This is a genomic window from Kitasatospora sp. NPDC033851 (assembly GCF_055576085.1).
This window is the reverse complement of the sequence record NZ_JBVIRL010000023.1, coordinates 57,136-70,959: the sequence shown is the minus strand read 5'-3', so window position 1 is coordinate 70,959 and position 13,824 is coordinate 57,136. Positions and strand designations below refer to the sequence as shown.

The 13,824-nt window shown below is 71.9% G+C and carries 14 protein-coding genes and 1 pseudogene; 8 read left to right on the top strand and 7 right to left on the bottom strand.

From position 1 onward, the window contains the following. Positions 1 to 8 precede the first annotated feature (8 nt). On the bottom strand, positions 9 to 479 hold the full coding sequence (locus ACZ51D_RS33380) for a DUF6924 domain-containing protein (RefSeq protein WP_465624627.1): 471 nt from the start codon (positions 477 to 479) through the stop codon (positions 9 to 11). A gap of 270 nt (positions 480 to 749) precedes the next feature. Between ACZ51D_RS33380 and ACZ51D_RS33375 the strand changes: the two genes are divergently transcribed. Then, positions 750 to 1,739, top strand: coding sequence for an aldo/keto reductase (locus tag ACZ51D_RS33375; protein WP_465624625.1), 990 nt, complete (start codon positions 750 to 752; stop codon positions 1,737 to 1,739). Between the two features lie 173 nt (positions 1,740 to 1,912). Here the strand turns inward: ACZ51D_RS33375 and ACZ51D_RS33370 are convergent, their stop codons facing one another. Both ACZ51D_RS33370 and ACZ51D_RS33365 read right to left on the bottom strand, forming a co-directional pair. Further along, complete coding sequence (locus ACZ51D_RS33370; RefSeq protein WP_465664384.1) at positions 1,913 to 2,761, bottom strand: hypothetical protein; 849 nt, start codon at positions 2,759 to 2,761, stop codon at positions 1,913 to 1,915. A 339-nt stretch (positions 2,762 to 3,100) separates the two neighbouring features. Next, positions 3,101 to 3,316, bottom strand: a pseudogene (locus ACZ51D_RS33365) (helix-turn-helix domain-containing protein); the annotation flags it as partial. A gap of 316 nt (positions 3,317 to 3,632) precedes the next feature. On the opposite strand from ACZ51D_RS33365, the gene ACZ51D_RS33360 reads away from it, so the two are divergent. Together ACZ51D_RS33360 and ACZ51D_RS33355 are read left to right on the top strand one after the other, a co-directional pair. Then, positions 3,633 to 4,877 (top strand): L,D-transpeptidase, encoded by a 1,245-nt coding sequence (locus ACZ51D_RS33360; protein ID WP_465624623.1) that lies wholly within the window; start codon positions 3,633 to 3,635, stop codon positions 4,875 to 4,877. Between the two features lie 327 nt (positions 4,878 to 5,204). After that, positions 5,205 to 5,732, top strand: a complete 528-nt coding sequence (locus ACZ51D_RS33355; protein WP_465624621.1) for a PH domain-containing protein — start codon at positions 5,205 to 5,207, stop codon at positions 5,730 to 5,732. A 230-nt stretch (positions 5,733 to 5,962) separates the two neighbouring features. Here the strand turns inward: ACZ51D_RS33355 and ACZ51D_RS33350 are convergent, their stop codons facing one another. The 3 genes from ACZ51D_RS33350 to ACZ51D_RS33340 form a co-directional block, all read right to left on the bottom strand. Then, entirely contained in the window at positions 5,963 to 6,781 is an 819-nt protein-coding gene (locus tag ACZ51D_RS33350) for a hypothetical protein (RefSeq protein WP_465624619.1), read from the bottom strand. A 392-nt stretch (positions 6,782 to 7,173) separates the two neighbouring features. Further along, positions 7,174 to 8,826, bottom strand: coding sequence for a hypothetical protein (locus ACZ51D_RS33345; RefSeq protein WP_465664357.1), 1,653 nt, complete (start codon positions 8,824 to 8,826; stop codon positions 7,174 to 7,176). 135 nt (positions 8,827 to 8,961) lie between these two features. Beyond that, positions 8,962 to 9,366 (bottom strand): hypothetical protein, encoded by a 405-nt coding sequence (locus ACZ51D_RS33340; protein WP_465624615.1) that lies wholly within the window; start codon positions 9,364 to 9,366, stop codon positions 8,962 to 8,964. 192 nt (positions 9,367 to 9,558) lie between these two features. Here ACZ51D_RS33340 and ACZ51D_RS33335 point away from each other — a divergent pair, with 192 nt between their 5' ends. Then, a complete protein-coding gene (locus ACZ51D_RS33335; RefSeq protein ID WP_465664356.1) occupies positions 9,559 to 9,855 on the top strand; it encodes a muconolactone Delta-isomerase family protein in 297 nt (98 codons plus the stop codon). Positions 9,856 to 9,984: 129 nt separating this feature from the next. Beyond that, entirely contained in the window at positions 9,985 to 10,356 is a 372-nt protein-coding gene (locus ACZ51D_RS33330) for a nuclear transport factor 2 family protein (RefSeq protein WP_465624611.1), read from the top strand. A 159-nt stretch (positions 10,357 to 10,515) separates the two neighbouring features. Here ACZ51D_RS33330 and ACZ51D_RS33325 read toward each other — a convergent pair whose 3' ends face one another. Next, on the bottom strand, positions 10,516 to 11,163 hold the full coding sequence (locus ACZ51D_RS33325) for a TetR/AcrR family transcriptional regulator (protein WP_465664355.1): 648 nt from the start codon (positions 11,161 to 11,163) through the stop codon (positions 10,516 to 10,518). A 101-nt stretch (positions 11,164 to 11,264) separates the two neighbouring features. On the opposite strand from ACZ51D_RS33325, the gene ACZ51D_RS33320 reads away from it, so the two are divergent. The 3 genes from ACZ51D_RS33320 (at position 11,265) to ACZ51D_RS33310 (ending at position 13,654) form a co-directional block, all read left to right on the top strand. After that, positions 11,265 to 12,485 carry an alpha/beta hydrolase family protein gene (locus tag ACZ51D_RS33320; RefSeq protein WP_465664354.1) on the top strand — a complete coding sequence of 407 codons (1,221 nt, stop codon included), beginning with the start codon at positions 11,265 to 11,267 and terminating at the stop codon, positions 12,483 to 12,485. Between the two features lie 198 nt (positions 12,486 to 12,683). Then, complete coding sequence (locus tag ACZ51D_RS33315) at positions 12,684 to 12,959, top strand: hypothetical protein (RefSeq protein WP_465624605.1); 276 nt, start codon at positions 12,684 to 12,686, stop codon at positions 12,957 to 12,959. Continuing rightward, positions 12,956 to 13,654, top strand: coding sequence for a VC0807 family protein (locus ACZ51D_RS33310; RefSeq protein WP_465664353.1), 699 nt, complete (start codon positions 12,956 to 12,958; stop codon positions 13,652 to 13,654). Before ACZ51D_RS33315 ends, ACZ51D_RS33310 begins: the two co-directional genes overlap by 4 nt. Positions 13,655 to 13,824 lie beyond the last annotated feature (170 nt).

Sequence of the window (13,824 nt, the reverse complement as noted above, 5' to 3'; positions counted from 1 at the left end):
GCGAGTTCTCAAAAGGACCGGAAGATACCGGCGGGGTCGATCCGCGCGGCTTCGACGACGTCCGCGAAATCCAGATTGGCGATCGACAGGTTCGCGTGGATGTCGCCGATACCAGCGGGTACGGTCCGAACGGCTCCGCCGTGTGCCTCGAACTCCTCGTCGCTCGCGTACTCCTCCCGGGTCGGCACGGACACCGCCAGCAAGGTGTGCTCGTGGTCCTTCATCGTGACGCGGTCTGCCAGGTACACGATGCTCAGTTCCCGGTCGCCGGAGAGTGCGGCGACCACGTCATCGGGCGTCGCTCCCGACCAGGCCGGATCGTCCAGGATGTGGAGGTAGGGATCGACATCGTCACTACCGTCGAACTCCCACGGCTTCGAGAGCTCCACCAGCACGGCCTGCCAGGCCTCGTCGTCACCGAAGTCGGTTCTGATGACCAGTGCGGCGAACTCGTCGCGGTCGGCAATGGCGGGCAGCATTCTCGGGCTCCGATCTCCACGGGAGTGTACGTACGCACACAGCATTCCAGCCGCCGCCGACAGTGGGCCACACTCCGACCTCCCCCCGTTCCGCGACCCGACCGGCGGCGACGGCGACTGCGACTGCGTCAGGGGGTGCCGGTCCGTCACCGGACGGCACCGGCACCGTAAGGTCCTCTCCGAGGACACGAGGCCCGCCCGCCCGGTCGGACCGGGGCGCCGGAGGGGCGCCGGGCTACGGGAAGACGAGACGAAGGGCTGGCACGTCACATGCAACAGCGCAGTCTGCGGGACCTCCAGGTGTCGGCCATCGGCCTCGGCTGCATGGGGATGTCCGCCTTCTACGGCACGGCCGACCAGGACGAGGCCACCGCGACCATCCGGCGCGCCCTGGATCTCGGCATCACCTTCCTCGACACGGCGCAGGTCTACGGACCGCTCACCAACGAGTCCCTGGTCGGCGAGGCCATCCGGGGACACCGTGACGAGTACGTGATCGCCACGAAGTTCAACTACCGGATGGACGGCGCCGTTCCGGGCGACATGTCGACGGTGGGCCGCCAGGACGGCTCCGCCGAGCACGTCCGCAGTTCCGTCCACGGTTCGCTCGCGCGGCTCGGGACCGACCGCATCGACCTGTACTACCAGCACCGGGTCGACCCGGCCGTGCCCATCGAGGAGACCGTCGGCGCGCTCGGCGAACTGGTCGCCGAGGGAAAGGTGCGCCACATCGGGCTGAGCGAAGCGAGCGCGGAGACCATCCGCCGCGCCCACGCCGTCCACCCGGTCACCGCCGTCCAGACCGAGTACTCGCTCTGGACCCGGGACGTGGAAGCCGAGGTGCTCCCCACCTGCCGGGAACTCGGAATCGGCTTCGTGCCGTACTCCCCGCTCGGCCGCGGTTTCCTCGCGGGCCGCTTCAGCTCCCCCGACGAGCTCGACCGGGACGACTTCCGCCGCAGCAACCCGCGCTTCACCGAGGCCAACCTGGCGGCCAACCTCCGGCTCGCCGACAAGGTGAAGGAGATCGCCGCGGAAAAGGACATCACCCCCGCCCAGCTGGCCATCGCCTGGGTCCTGGCCCGCGGTGAGGACCTCGTCCCGATCCCGGGCACCAAGCGCCGCACCTACCTGGAGCAGAACGCGGGCGCCGTCGACGTCGAGCTGACCGACGAGGACCTGGCCCGCATCGACGCCGAGCTGCCCCGGGCGGCGGGCGAACGCTACGACGAGAACGGGATGCGGGCGGTGAACCGCTGAGCAGCCGCCGCTGACCGGCTGCGCCCGCACCCGGGCCCTGGGAACGCAGGGCAGCCGGGAGGGACCGAGCGACTGAAGCGACCCGGGCGGGCAGTTGCGGCGTCGGCGCCCGACTGCGCCTGTCCGCGATATCGACCGGCGCACGTCGAAAAGCATCGGTCCCCGCGCGGTCGTCACTTCTGGAAGGGGCTCGGCTCCCAGGCCTTCCCGCCGATCGGGTAGCTGTACAGCGGCCGACCCTTGACCGCGCTGGTGCGGAACGGCGTGCCGTCGCCGAGGCCGATGGGCAGCGTGCCCTTGCGGTTGCCGCTGGACCACTCCAGTTCCAGGTACCAGCTGACGTCGTGGGAGGTGGTCTCGGCACTGACCTCGATGACCTCCGGGTCCCGCTCGCTCACCTTGACCGGCAGGCCGGTTCTGCCCTCGCTCACGACCGGACGGGGGCGGGCCGCGTCCAGGTCGAGGTCGAACGAGTGGACGCCGACTCCGCCGCCGCAGCCGTCGGCCATGGAGTAGGCGTTCCAGGCCAGCGGGGCCGCGATCCGGGCGATGCGGACGTTGAGCGCGGTCAGCACCACGGTCTCGCTGCCGGTGCCCTGCACCGTGAGCTCGATGGACTGGTAGTGGCCGGGGACCGCCCCGACCTTGGAGACCCAGGCGGGGACGTCCACCACCGCAGGCGGCCGGGGGACTTGCGACGGCGGGCGGTCGACGAGGTACCGGTTGCACTCGGCGTCCCAGCGGGACGGGCGGACCGCGACGGTGATCGGGGCACTCGCACTCTGGTCGGCGGCGCCGGTCGGCCCCGACGGGGTCGCGCCGGCGGCGACCGGCGTGGCGCCGGGGGTCGGGAGCGGGGCCGACGATCCGGCGGACGGCCCGGCGGACGGCCCGGCGGACGGCCCGGCGGACGGCCCGGCGTGCGCCGCCGGGGCGGGAGCCGAGGCGGGGTCACCGCCCGTGTGGCTCTTGAGACCGGTGGCGACGGCCCCGATGGTGGCGAGCACCGCGGCAGCCGTCACGGCGGCGAGTACACCCCGGCGCACTCGCCGCTGCGGCGGAACGGCGGGGGTGCGCGTCGGGGCGGCCGTCCCGTCCTCCGCGGCGCCTCCCGCGGCCGGTCGCGGTTCCGGTACCGCCTCCGGTTCCGGCGCCGCTTCCGCCTCCGGTTCCGGTTCCGCAGGGGTCTCCGGTGCCGCAGGCCCGGGAGCCGCAGAACCCCCCTCAGCCGTCGCAGCCACCGCAGCCGTCGCAGTCAGCGCAGCCGCTGACGGAGCCTTCGCCGCGGGGGCGGGTGCGGACGCCTGCCGGTTCCCCCGTGCCGCGTGGGCGGTGACCCACAGCCGATAGAGCTCGGTGCGCTCCTCCGGTGTCGCCCGGCACAGCCGCGCGAGGCGCTCCAGCGGGGCGAACTCCACCGGCATCACATCGCCGTTGCAGTAGCGGTGCAGGGCCGACGTGCTCACGTGCAGCCGCTTCGCCAGCGCGCCGTAACTGAGCCCCGACCGGCTCTTCAGCTCCTGAAGCAGCCGCGCAACCTCGTCCGACTCCCTCAACTCCCCGATCCCCTCTGACACTGATCCTCCACCCGCGCGTGAACCTCCCGGTGATCGCGCCCCCGGCTCCGGTCGTCGCCGACAGCCGGATCACCGGGACGCGGGCCGACGTGAGCTCCGGCAGACAAGCACGCCGCAGACCGTCCCACGGTTCCCCCGAGACCGCCGCCGGCACCGGCCGTGCCGTCCCAGCGCCCCGCGAGCGCGTCCCAGGAAGGTTACGTCCTCCCAGCTCAAACCGGGTAAAGGCGTCCCCGCGTCCCTGATCGCCGGCCCACCGTTGCGGCTGGGACGAACGGGCGCACAAGCTGACGTCGAACACCGAGAGGGAGCAACTGTGAGCACTGTTCGAGCGGCCCGGGCCGCGATACGCACCAACGACCGATTCCACCGCGGTGCGGTGGCACTGGCGATGGGCGGGGTCCTGCTGATGTCCGCGGCCTGCGGCGACGGCCAGGGCAAGGGCACTGACGCCGCCGCCTCCGGCACCCCCGGCGGGGCGGCCGCGGCGGCTGCCCCGACGACGCCGAGGACGTCGACCGCGGTGCTGGACATGGAGCCGAAGGACGGGGCCCAGGGAGTGGCACCGACCGCGCTCCAGGTGTCCGTCTCCCACGGCAAGCTCACCGCCGTCGACGTGACCGACAAGGACGGCAAGCCCGTCCAGGGCTCGATCACCCCGGACGGCACCGGCTGGAAGCCCGCCGCCGCGCTCGCCCCCGGCACGACGTACACGGTCAACGCCCAGGCGAAGGACGCCGACGGTCTGGTCTCCGCGGCCACCAGTGCCTTCACCACCGTCTCGCCCGGCAAGCAGGTGTCCACCAACGACAACATCGCCGACGGCCAGACCTACGGCGTGGGCATGATCGTCAAGGTGGACTTCAGCAGCAAGATCGTGAACAAGGACGCCGTCGCCAAGGGCATCACCTTCGAGACGGACAACGGCACCGAGGTGAAGGGCCACTGGTTCGGCGACAACCGGATCGACTTCCGCCCGGCGGAGTACTGGAAGCCGAACACCAAGGTCACCATCCACTACCGGCTGAAGAACGTCGAAGTCGCCCCCGGCGTCTGGGGCGACATCGACAAGGACGAACCGTTCACCATCGGCCGCTCCCAGGTCTCCACCGCGGACGCCGCCACGCACCTGATGACGATCAAGCGGGACGGCAAGTCCACCACCGTGCCCGCCACCCTCGGCGACGAGCAGTACCCCTCCTGGGGCGGAACCATGGTCATCATGTCCAAGGAGAACGTCACCCACATGAACTCCCAGACCGTCGGCCTGGGCAATGAGTACAACATCCCTGACGTCCCGCACGCGATGCGGCTGACGAGGAGCGGCACCTACCTCCACGGGAACTACTGGTACAAGGGCGATCCGTTCGGCACGGCCAACACCAGCCACGGCTGCGTCGCGCTCAAGGACGTGGAGGGCGGCAGCGACACCTCCCCCGCGGGGTCGTTCTTCAACAGCTCGCTGATCGGCGACGTCGTCACGGTCGTGAACACCAAGGAGAAGACCGTCGCCCCCGACAACGGCCTCGGCGGCTGGAACCTCCTCTGGGCCAACTGGTAGCACCCGCCCGCCGAGGAGCCGTCCGCCGCCGCCGAGCAGCCGGTCCTCGTCGTCGAGAACCTCGACCGGCCCGCCGACACCGGAGTCGTCGCGGCGTGACACGGTTCATCGGATTCAAGCGCCACCTGCACGCCGGGGTGGTCGCGGGCGAGGCCACCTACCTGCTCTCCGAGCGGGAGGTGCTGGCGCTCCAGGGCGCGCACCTGGCGAGGGTCGCGCGGACCTCAACCCCATCCCGCTCTTCGTCCGAACCGGTCATGCCCGCAGGGGCGACCGGGGAAGTCGGCCGTGTCAGAAGTTTGGCTTGCGCCCAGGACCTCCAGGACAATGACGGTCGGCGGCACAGCGAGCGGGGGATCCATGAGCGATCGGCGCGACGGGCAGCGCTACTTCAAGGCGCCGATCCGGTTCCGGCGGACGGGCCGGAGGACCTTGGTCCTCTTCCCGACCGCTCTGGCCTGCGCCCTTGCCTTCGTCCTCGCCGCAGCGGCCAAGGGCCGGGATCCTACGATGATCGCACTCTTCACGGCCGGCCTGATCGTCGCCTACGTCATCGCCGCCTCCTTCGTGGGCCCCCTCTGCGGCAGTACCACGGTGAGTACCACGGGCCTCACCACGCGGACCCTGCTGAGGACACGTGTGGTCCCCTGGCCGCAGGTGCGGTCGTTCGGGTTCTCACCGGAGGTCAACCGGGGCATCGATCACTGCCTCCTCGAGGTGCGCCGGCACAAGGGGCGGCCGGTCGTCCTGCCAGGCCTGGTCGCATCGAGCGCCGACGACCCGGAAATCCGGTCGCGCCTCTCGGAGCTGCGGGCCGCGTGGGCCGCAGCCCAACCCGGTGCCACGACCGAGTAGTTCGGCCCGACCCCACCGTCACACTCGAACTCGTGCTCAGCGTGGTCGGTACGACAACGGCTCCTCACACCGCCGGCATCGACGACGAACGTGAACGGCTCGGCCGATTCCTCCAGGATCAGCGCGGAGGACCACGCGCCGACGTCCGCCGACGCTCGCATGCTCCGACCCCTCACCACCCGCGGGGCGGTCCGTCAGGACGGTCGGTCAGGACGGCCCGTCAGGGCCGGTCACCGGTACCGCCGCTGGTGGGGGGCGGAGTCTGCCTGCCGCTGCCCTGCGGCTCTCGCGCCCGGGTGGGAGCGCCGCCACAGGGTGGCGGCAGGCATCACCCGGTAGGTGAAGACCAGGTGGACGGCGATGACGATCACGGCGGGAATGGCGCCGATCATGACCACGAGAGTCGGCATGACGTTGGCGAGGACGGCGAGGACGGGGCGGGCGTCCAGGCCTCGCGCCGCCCATGGCGCCACCATGAACAGCGCGACGACGACGGAGCCGCCGAACAGCAGGGCGGCCAGGCTGATGTATTCGAGCCCCTCCAGCAGCAGTGACTCCGACGTCCAGGTGCCGCCGAGGGCCGCGGTGAAGGCCAGCGAGGCCAGTGCGAGGAGCAGGACGAGCGGGGCCAGGAAGCAGGCGACGTAGTACGCCACGGCGCGCCCGAACCAGCGCAGGGCTGCCCGCCGGTGGCCGGCCGAGGTACGGGTACCGATGGCGAACGGGAGGAGTAGGAGCGGCAGCACGAGCAGGAGGTACATCGCCGGGTCTGCGCCGGGGTAGCCGTCGGACAGCTCGAACACGGTCAGGTAGGCCGCGGGCAGCAGGACGAGCAGGGCGACGGTGAAGGAGTGGACGGTGGCGTAGCAGAGACCGCGCCGCCTCCTCCTGTCCGGCTGGCTCCTCACGCCCGGCTGCGGCCGACGCCGCCCGCTGCCGCCGCTGCCGCCACCGGCGCGCATCGTCGCCGGGGACGCGGCGGATGCTCCCCCGACCGGTCCTGCGCCTTCCGCAGCCGCCCCAGGCCCGACGTGCTGAAGCATGTCCATGCCCCCCTCCATAAGATTGAACGCGTTCAAAATATGGTGTGGCGGCCCCCCGGTCAATCCTGTTGCCGGCATACACACCTGACGCCGCCCCGGCCCGGACGCGAAGCCGGCAGGCCGGCCACCCACGGGAGCAGCGAGCAGCAGGACAGCCGGCGGGGGCAACAGACCCGGGGAGACCCCCAGCACGGACCCGGTCTCCCCCACCGTTCACGAGCTCCCCCTTCTCCCTGCGGCATCGCACCGGTCGCTGACACCACGGAACACGCGGTCGAGAATCCGCATCGACGCCCGCGGCATCGCCACCGGGTCGCGTCCGAGGGCAGCGAAGCAGGCCCGCTCCCTCACGGGAGTCGGTCCGGCTCGTGCGCTCCCGCGCCGTTCTCAGCCTCGCGTCACGGCCGCCGGGCCGGGAGCCGTCCTCGTCGTCGCGCCTCGTGCGTGGTGGGGGTGCGGGCCTCCTGCCGGGCCATCAGCTCGGCGGCAATGGCCAGTGCCCCGCCGGGGGCGATCTCCTCCAGGTCTTCGAGGACCATCGCCCAGCCGCCGAGGAACACGGCCCGGGCGGCCAGCCTGCGGGCGCGGGCGGGCTCCGACACCTCCACCAGAGCGGCCAGTGCACGGGCCCGCGTCCGGCCGTGGCGGATCGTGTGGGCGAGGTCCTCGGCCCGCTCCGGCTCGCCCTGGCGGGCCAACGCGCCGACGACGTCGATGAGCGCCTCGTCCCGCCCCCAGCAGTCGGGGATCGCGGGGACGAGGGCCTCGGCCCGGGCCGTCTCGCCGCGCCGGGCCAGCTCGCCGACGACGGCCATCAAGGCCCGGCTCCGCGCCCAGCGGTCCGCGAAGGCGCGGGCGAGGTCCTCGGCCTGGTCCGTGTCCCCGGACCAGGCCAGCACCTCGACGATCTCGGCCTTGCGCGCCGCGCGCAGATCGGGCTCGACGATCCGGTCGGCGATCGCCATGGCCCGCTCGACCTGCCCGTGCCGGGCCAGCAGCAAGGTCACGGCCTCCCGCAGCCCGAGGCTGTCGAGGCCCGCGTCGGAGCGGAGCAGTGCCTCGGCCCGGCCCGCCAGGGCGAGGGCCACCTCCCGGTCGGCGGTCTCGGCGACCGCCTCCAGCAGCTCGGGCACGATCCGGGCGTCGAAGGGCGGGCGGGGCCGGGCGAGGATCGTGAGGCACAGGGCATCCGAGTCGGCGTCGCTCTCCGGCGACCCTGCCGCCGCTGCCTCGGCCGCCGCCGCCTCGGCAGCCTTCGCGGCGGCGGCACGGACCAGGCTGCGCAGCACGGCGTCGAGCCGGTCCAGGTCACCGCTACAGGCCTCCAAAGCCAGCACCGCGACGAGGAACGAGCGCTGTCCGACACCATTGCGGCTCTCGCACCGCACGAGGTCCTCCACGCGGTCGGCGAACGTGCCGGCCAGGACGCGGTCCCCGGCGGCGAGTGCGATCTCCATGCCCGTGACGAGCACCCGCCCCATCTCCGCGCCGCCCGCGCACTCGGCGGCTCTGGCGGCGTACCCGAGCGCCGCGGGGAAGTCGCCGCTGTCGGCCACCGCCTTCGCCAACCCGGCCCACGCCCGCGGCCAGTTGTGCGGATAGCGGACCGTCTCCACCAGGCCGACGGCGCGCCCGCGTTCACCGGCGCGCGCCACCGCCGGGATGTGGGCGACCAGGGCGCAGTCCCGCAGCGAGCGGTCGGTCAACGACTCGGCGAGCGCCCGCGCACCGTCCAGGTCTCCGGCCTCGCCCGCCGTCCGCACCAGACGGACGAGGTCCTTCTCCGGACCGGACCGGCCCGCGCCCGTCCGAACCAGCTCGACCGCCCGGGCGAGATGACCGGCACGCACCAGCGCCACCGCCAGGCCCATGCCGGCGCCCCTGTCCGCTTCCTGGTGCGCCGCCACCCGCAGGACCGTCAGCAGGCAGGGAACGGACCCGCTGCGCAGCAGGCCCCGGTCGCCGCTGCTCGGCGGAGCCGGGCCCAGGCGCTGGTCCCCAGCCCTCGTCACGTAGAGCGCTGGGCCCAACTGGGCCAGCCCCTTCGGCATGCGCGATCCCCCTCGCCGGCGACTGCTCCTCGCACCGCGCGAGACGACCGCCGCCTGGACCGACACGATAGTCCGACGGCCGGACCGCCGCTCCGTCCTCGGTGGGGGCGGGGGCGGCGCGCGGAGCCGGCCGGGTCAGTACCCCTCCCGCACCTCGAACACGCCGCTGTCCCAGTACACGGACGGCTCGTCGGCCTCGCTCGGCCAGTCGCTCTGCAGGTGGCGGCGCCCGCGCCCGAGGGCCCCGACCCGGTACGGGCTCAACCGCCCAGCCGTCAGATCGCCCGCCTCGGCGTCCGTGATCGGCAGCACGGTCCGGTACTGCGCGTCCCGCGAGGCGACCCAGTCGACGTACTCGGTGAAGACGCTCACGAAGGCCTGCGCACAGAGGCCACAGCGCTGGACGGAGACGATGAAGTGCGAGTCGTCCTGGATCATCTTCTCGACCCGGACCCCGGTGTAACTCTGGTGGTGCGCCCGCGCCACCGAGGCGTCCTCGGCACAGCACGCCGCACACCCGAAACCTGCGGACTCCGTCACGCCGCCCCCCGTGGTCGCGCCCCTCTTCGGCCGTGGGGCCAGATTCTAGACGGCGTCCGGGCCGAGGCGGCCTCGCGGCCGGCCGGACGTCCGGTGCCTCTCGGCGCGCCGCGCCCGCACATGATCACCGCCACGCCGGGCCGACGTTAGTGTCGTCCAGTGTCGGGCACGACGTCATAAGGAGAGCCACCCATGGAGTTCCTGGTCGACATGGTGACCAGTGTGCCGGAGGGCACTTCCGAGGAGGCCGTGGCGGAGATCCGAGCCAGAGAGGCGGCACGGGCGCGGGAACTGGCCGCTCAGGGAAGCCTGCTGCGGCTGTGGCGTCCGCCGCTCGCCCCCGGCGAATGGCGCACCTGGGGCCTGTTCAGCGCGGACGACGCGGAGCACTTGGAGCAGGTGCTTGCGTCGATGCCGCTGCGAGTGTGGCGGCACGACACGGTAACTGCGCTGTCCCCGCACCCGAGTGACCCCGGGCTCCAGGAGTAGCCGTCCCGGTTGCGCGGATCGGTGGTGGGCAGCCGGGCGGTGTCGCACCCAGACGTTCGGGAGCCTCGAGCGTGCACATCTGCGGGCCCTGGCAGCTCTGATCCCCGATCGCACCCGAGGAGAATCCCGATGAACGGCACGACAGAAGCCGAAGCGATCCTGCGCGGCGTCCTCGACCAGTGGAAAGCGGCAGTCGACGCGCACGAACCGCAGCTAGTCGCCTCCCGCTTCACCCAGGACGCGATCTTCCAGGGACTGCACCCGTACAGCGTCGGCCGGCAGGGCGTCGCCGACTACTACGATTCCCAGCCCCTCGGGATGACGGCCGCATATCGCATTCTCGAAACCAGGCAGCTCGCCGACGACCTCGTGCTCGGTTACCTGAGTGTCGACTTCTCGTTCACCGACCGGCCGACACTGGGCGTCAATCTCAGCGTGCTGGTACAGCGCGCGCACGACGACTGGTACATCAGCCACTACCAGGTCTCCCGCATCGACTGAGGTCCGCGACCCACCTGCGCCGACGTCGGATCACGGCCGTGATCCCGGAGAAGACCGACCGGGCCGCGAACCGCAGGAGGAAGGGCAGCAAGGGCGGCCGCCCCCTCTCCCACGACGCGGACCTCGACCGCAACACCGTGGAACGCTGCATCAACAAGATCAAGGAACGGCGGGGCCTCGCCACCCGGTACGGCCCTGGTTCGCCGTGGACGCACTGCCTGAGCAGGGCGCACTTCCGTTGCCGAGCAGTCTGTCGACGAGGAGCTCGGGGTAGCCGCCGGCCGGCGGGTCGATGCCGAAGATCACCCGGATGTAGAACGGCGCGATGAGCTGGTCGAGGATCTGTTCCAGGGTCGGTGGGTTCTCGCCTCGGGCCGTGGCCCGTCGGCGGATCTGCTCGATGGAGTGCATCCGGCGCTGGAAGTGCTGCGCACGCTCGGCCTTGGCGTGGGCGCTGTTCGGCATGGACAGGACGACGGCGCGCACGAGGGCGCGGCCTTCGGGTGTGCGCATGCTCGCGACGGTGGCTTCGGCCCAGGCGAGGAGGTCGCCGCGCAGGGTGCCGGTGTCGTTCAGCGGTGAGTCGCGTTCGAGGCGGGTGGTGACCATGTCGGCCAGGAGTGCGTCGAGGCTGCCCCAGCGCCGGTAGACGCTGGTGTGGTTGACGCCGGCGCGTTGCGCGATCGCGGGGATGTTGATCTCCTCGCCCTCCGGGTCGGAGAGCAGGTCGACGACCGCCTGGTGGACGGCCTCGCGGACCTGTTCGGGGCTCCTGCGGACTCGGGCGGACGCTTCTTTCTGGGTCATACCCCCATCGTAAGCACAAATATTTGCTTCTGAGGACCCGAAGGGTCTACAGTCTCACTCGCAAGCACACATCTGTGCTTGCTGATGAAGGAGAGTGCGCGATGAAGCAGCTGCTGTTCCCGAACAACATCCAGTTCTGGTACGAGACCCTGCGGTCGATGAGCCACATCGCCTACGGCGGCGCGGACTTCGGCGAGGTCGTCTCGACCGGTGAGCGGATCACCGAGGGCGACTACACCAGCTGGTACACCGAGTGGCTGGCCACCGCCGACCGGGTGGCCGGCGAGGCCGAGAAGGCGCTGGCGGCCGGTCACCGGGTGAGTGCCCGGGACGGGTTCCTGCGGGCGTCGAACTACTACCGGTCGGCCGAGTTCTTCCTGCACGGCCACCCCTGCGACCCCCGCCACGACCACGCCTACGACCGCAGCGTGGCCTGCTTCCGGGCGGCGGCGCCGCTGTTCACCCCGGTCATCGAGCCGGTCGCCATCCCGTACGAGGACACCACCCTGCCGGGCTACCTGTACCGGGTCGACGACTCCGGGACACCGCGGCCGACGCTGATCATGCACAACGGCTTCGACGGCACCGCCGAGGAGATGCACTTCTTCGGGGCGATGGCCGGTGTCGAGCGCGGCTACACCGTGCTGGTCTTCGACGGCCCCGGCATGCCCGGGCCGCGCCATCACGAGGGTCTGGTCTTCCGCCCCGACTGGGAGAACGTCATCACCCCCGTCGTGGATTTCGCCGAGACCCTCCCGGACGTCGACAACAGCCGTATCGCGCTCCTCGGCCTCAGCATGGGCGGCGTCCTCGCCCCCAGGGCCGCGGCGTTCGAGCACCGCCTGGCCGCGCTGATAGCCGTCGACGGCCTCTACGACCTCGGCCAGACCTCCGTCCGCAACATCCCCGGCACCCGCGAGGAGGCCGAGCGGCTCCTGCGTGCACAGTCCGCTCCCGAAATCGACGCCGCCCTCGAGCAGATCATGACCAAGGACCCGATCGCCCGCTGGGCGTTCAACCACGGCATGTACGTCATGGGCGTCGACACCCCCCGGGCCTTCAACGCCTCCTACCTCGACTACACCCTTGCCGGCGGCATCGCCGAACGGATCCAGTGCCCCACCCTCGTCTGCGACGCCGAAGACGACATGTTCTTCAAGGGCCAGCCCGAACAGCTCTACGACCACCTCACCTGCCCCAAGACCCTGATGGTCTTCACCGCCGAGGAAGGCGCCGGCGCCCACTGCCACCCCGGCGCCATGCGCCTGACCCAGGCCCGCATCTACGACTGGCTCGACGACACCCTCAAGGCGACCGCCTGAAGAGCTGACGACCCGACACCGCGACGGAGCCCTGCCCGCGACGAGACCCTGCCCGCGACGCCACCGCGTGCCGTCGGTGAGCAGGAGACGGCGGGCGCGGGCAGCGGGACCGTCGCGGTGCGGGGCCGGCGCAGGGCCCGTGAACAGCCGGAAACGGCCTCGGGTTTGGCCGTTGTCCCGCCAAGGAAGAAGTCACCCGTGCAGGTAACACGAGGCGGGCGGCGATCGCCCAGCTCGACCGGGCGGCGCGGCCAGACCATCGCGGCCACCGTCCGGGTCCTGGCCGAGAGCGGGTACGGACGGACTGCCTTCGAGGAATTCCGGGAGTTCGACACCACCCTGACGGCACTCCCCCTGAAGTCCGCGATCGACGCCGCCATCGTGCGGATGACGCAGCCGCCCCACCTGAGCGTGGACGACCGCGTCCGTGAGATCACCACCCCGGCCCTTCTCGCGACCCGAAGGACACCATGACCACGCCCGATGTGCCGGCGGTGACGACCCCCGAGGCGCCGCCGCCGCGGCCGAGCGGGCGACGCCTGCTGCTCGGTCTCGTGTGGGACATCGCGGTCCCGATCGCGGTGTACTACGGCCTGCGCGCCGCCGGCGTCAGCGTCTTCGTCGCGCTGCTGGCGGGCGCCTTCCTGCCGGCGCTCACCACAGCGGTGCAGTGGCTGCGCACCCGCAGCCTGGAGGGCATGGCGGGATTCATCGCCGGGACCATGCTGCTGGGCGTCGCAGCCGCACTGGTCAGCGGCAGCCCCCGGTTCCTGCTGGCCAAGGACGGTTGGCTGACCGGCGTCGCCGGGCTCTGGTTCCTGATCTCGATCAGGGCCAGGCGCCCGCTGCTCTTCCACGGCGGCCGACCCCTGCTGGAGGGGCGGTTCCGCTCCGACGGCACCTCCTGGGACGTGCTGTGGGACCGCGAGCCGGCCTTCCGGCGGATCTGGCGGGTCTCGACCGCGATCTGGGGCGTGGCGATGCTGCTCGACGCCGCCGCACGGGTCGTGATGGCCTACACCCTGCCGGTGGACCTGGTGCCCGGCCTCGGCGCGCTGCTCTGGCCGGTCACCCTGGTGCTGTTGCAGGTGGTGAACGGCATCTACTACGAAGTGGCCGGGCTCTGGCGGCTGACCGCCGGCACGACCACGCGCTCGCCGGGCACCTGAGCGACCGACTCGGGGCCACGAAGACCAGGCGGCGGAACCAACCGGGTGCCTCGCCGGGGCGCCGGGCACCGAGCCGCCGGGCAGGGTCCGCGTCGCCGGGCGCCGCGCGTCCTGGCCGGTGGACAGGTCGGCGGTTCCACCCGCGGTTGCCGTACATCCAGGTGCGCCGC